Origin of the sequence: Halalkalibaculum sp. DA384, assembly GCF_043951955.1 — a bacterium.
Classification (GTDB): Bacteria; Bacteroidota; Rhodothermia; order Balneolales; family Balneolaceae; genus JAMQKA01.
The window spans coordinates 1-3,582 of sequence record NZ_JBINJE010000072.1; the positions used below are offsets into that span (position 1 = coordinate 1).

The following is a 3,582-nucleotide window of genomic DNA, read 5'->3' on the forward strand; positions in this document are numbered from 1 at the left end:
TTTTGCAGGTTATTTAATTCTTCTTGTGTCATAATTGTCTAAGTTAGTGAGATTTGAATTACTAAACTTAGACAGAGTTAGATTTACACTCTCCACTTAAGAGTTTAGAACTATGAAAAAGGTAATTCTTTTCTTTTTACTAATATCGGCTGGACTTCTTTCCTGTAATGACATACTTGAACCAGAAGCTGATTCTTTTGTTAATGCCTCTACTTTTTATGATACAGAAGAATCGATAGAGTTGGCTGTTAATGGGGCATACAGCCAACTCCAAGATCTTTATTATACAGGGTCTTCAGATTTCTGGGCAATAACTGAAATGAGATCTGATAATACAACATTCCAGTATAACCATGGAAATAGAGGAGAGCATGAAACTGAATTTTTAGATTCATTTTTAATTTTAGACGAAAATGGGCCTATAGAGGAAGTTTGGAGCACTATTTACACGGGGATTTCACAATGTAATGTTGTCTTAAATCGTATTGAAAACGTTGAATTTAGCAATTCAACATTAAAAGAGCAGTATACAGGTGAATTAAAATTCATTCGTGCGGTACATTATTTTCATCTGGTTCGACTTTTTGGAGGTGTTCCCTTAGTACTTGATGAGGTTGAATCCCCGGATGATGCATTTTCAGAAGGTAGAGCTTCAGCCTCAGAAGTGTATCAACAAATCATCAATGATGTAAATGATGCAACTAGTAGCCTGCCTGAGAACTACTCTGGAGCCGATGTAGGTCGAGCAACAAAAGGGGCAGCTTATACACTACTTGCTGATGTATACCTCACCCAAGAAGACTACTCAGCAGCTTCAGATGCATTAGAGCAGGTAATTAATATGAATTATTCTCTTTTGACTGATTATTCAGATGTTTTTGATCCAGCTAATAAGAATAATGCGGAATCAATTTTTGAGATCCAATTTAGTTCATCAATTGAGGGAGAGGCCAGTGAATTTGCCTATCGATTTGTTCCTTTTAATTCTGGTTCTGATATAATCGGTTTTACCGATCTAAATCCAAGTCATGCCGGCTACAACATTCCTACACGTGATGTTATAAGGGCTTATGAACAGGGTGATACAAGAAAAGATGCTTCTATTGCTTACTATGTTAATCCAGAGAATTCTCAGTACGATGTAGCGATTGGTGATTCAATACCTTACATCAAAAAGTTTGTTCATTCCTTTGAACAGCCTGGACGCACTAACGAAAATGTGCCTGTTTATCGGTATGCCCATGTACTTTTAATGATGGCAGAGGTTATTAATGAAGTCGAAGGGCCAACATCCGAAGCATATGGTTATATTAATCAGGTAAGACAAAGAGCCGGTCTCAATAACCTAACTCCTGGTTTATCAAAGGAGGAGTTTCGTGATGCGGTTTATCATGAACAACGGGTAGAATTGGCGTTTGAAAATCACCGTTGGTATGATTTGCTAAGAACAAATAGAGCAATTGAAGTAATGAATGCACATGGTGAAGAGCAAAAGCAACTAGTTCCTAGATTGACAGAAGAAACTTATAACGTTGTAGAATATAAACTACTTCTTCCAATTCCTTTAAGAGAAGTTAGGTTAAATAATTTAGAACAGAATCCTGGATGGTAAGTTGAGTAATCGAACAAAATATTAATCTGGGATTATAATTTTAGATTAAATGGAGGATTATTCCTCCATTTAATCTATATAAAATGAAGATATTCTATAATTTCTATCTATAAATAATGATTAAACGGATGGATTATCATGATCTAAGTCCCCTATATAAATATTAAATAGGCTAAATTTCTATCTTGTAGTATCCATTGCAATTTTACACTAGATAGAATCAATGAAAAATCTATCATTTTAAGTATGATAACTCGCATAAGTAAAGCTGCATATAGGCTTGTATTTATAGCCACTCTGCTGTTTCCAATTGTGGGATGTAATCAAGGAGATATACAAAGACCTAATATATTGATCATCATGGCTGATGATCTTGGTTATTCAGACTTAGGTTCTTATGGTGGAGAAATAGCAACTCCCAATTTGGATAAACTGGCAAAGAATGGGTTAAAGTATACTCAGTTTTACAATACGGGCCGCTGCTGGCCTACAAGAGCTTCTCTACTTGCTGGTTATTATCCCCAGCAAATAGGTCGCGATAGTGCTCCTGGAATTAAAGGTGGAGGACAAGGTGAACGGCCTGATTGGGCACAGTTATTACCGGAATATCTTAAAGAAGCTGGATATCGTTCCTATCATACAGGGAAATGGCATATTGATGGTATGCCAATACAAACTGGTTTTGATAGGTCCTATATGCTTGAAGGGCCAATTGACCATTTTAGACCTGTTGAACACTATGAAAATGATAATAAGCTTCCACGCATTAAAAAAGGTTCAGATTATTATAGCACCACAGAAATTACTGATAGAACTATTAAGTATTTAAAAGAACATGAATCAAATTATAAGGATCACTCCTTTTTTTCGTATGTAGCTTTCACTGCTCCACATTTTCCATTACACGCACTTGAAGAAGATATCAATCGGGTGGGGGAGCGATATAATTCTGGCTGGAATGAGATACGAAAACAGCGTTGGAAACGAATTCAAGAAATGAACCTTGTTGAGGGGCGGCTATCGGAAGTCGAAAGAGATATTGGTCCACCTTACGATTTCCCAAAAGCTTTAGAAATATTAGGTGATGGTGAGGTAAATCGTCCGGTACCTTGGGATAGTTTGACCACACAACAAAAGCAATTTCAACAAGATAAAATGACCATCCATGCAGCAATGATTGAACGGATGGATAAAGAGATAGGGCGAATAATTGATCAACTTAAGGCATTGGATTACTATAATAACACACTCATAGTTTTTCTTTCCGACAATGGAGCCAGTTCTGAAATAATGGTCCGTGGAAATGGGCATGATCCCAACGCCAGGCCGGGTTCGGCAGATACGTTCCTTAGTTTGGGTCCGGGCTGGTCCACGGTAAGTAATACCCCATTTCGACGTCACAAAACCTGGGTACACGAGGGGGGAATTGCTACCCCTTTTATAGTTCAATGGCTGGATGGGATTGAAGATAGAGGTTCATTGAGAACAGCTGCAGGGCATGTTATTGATTTAGTACCAACAGTCCTTGACTTGGCCGGCCTTGAAAGATCTAGTCAAATTACCAAATCGATGCCTGGAAGATCACTAGTTCCAACATTTGACAGTAACATAGAATGGGATCGGAAACTCTGGTGGTACCACGAAGGGAATCGGGCCATGCGGGCAGGAGATTGGAAAATAGTTGCCTCCAAAGATGAAGATTGGAGACTTTTTAATCTCGAAAAAGATCGTGCTGAAACTAATAATTTAGCTGAAAATAGACCTGAGAAGATTCAGACTTTAAAAACACAATGGAACAATGAGCTAGAAGATTTTAAAGAGATTGTTCCCAAAGAGTATTTAGAATGATTATTCCATATCACTAGTGTCCTGTTAAAAAAAACCATAATTCTGCGTAACTCATTGTATAACAATGATATATAGATTTTTTATTTTTTATCGATTTGAAATCAAAACCAATAATTGAAATT

The 3,582-nt window shown here is 37.1% G+C and carries 2 protein-coding genes; both read left to right on the forward strand.

All coding sequences use genetic code 11. The features are described from left to right. Window positions 1–112: 112 nt before the first annotated feature. Window positions 113–1,612, forward strand: coding sequence for a RagB/SusD family nutrient uptake outer membrane protein (locus tag ACG2E4_RS18170; RefSeq protein ID WP_395262395.1), 1,500 nt, complete (start codon window positions 113–115; stop codon window positions 1,610–1,612). Between the two features lie 246 nt (window positions 1,613–1,858). Further along, on the forward strand, window positions 1,859–3,460 hold the full coding sequence (locus tag ACG2E4_RS18175) for an arylsulfatase (RefSeq protein ID WP_395262397.1): 1,602 nt from the start codon (window positions 1,859–1,861) through the stop codon (window positions 3,458–3,460). The last annotated feature ends 122 nt before the right edge of the window (window positions 3,461–3,582 follow it).

What these genes read in the sequence shown, in the direction of transcription:
- ACG2E4_RS18170 (WP_395262395.1), top strand. Translation starts at nt 113, where the DNA reads ATGAAAAAGGTAATTCTTTTCTTTTTACTAATATCGGCTGGACTTCTT.
- ACG2E4_RS18175 (WP_395262397.1), top strand. Translation starts at nt 1,859, where the DNA reads ATGATAACTCGCATAAGTAAAGCTGCATATAGGCTTGTATTTATAGCC.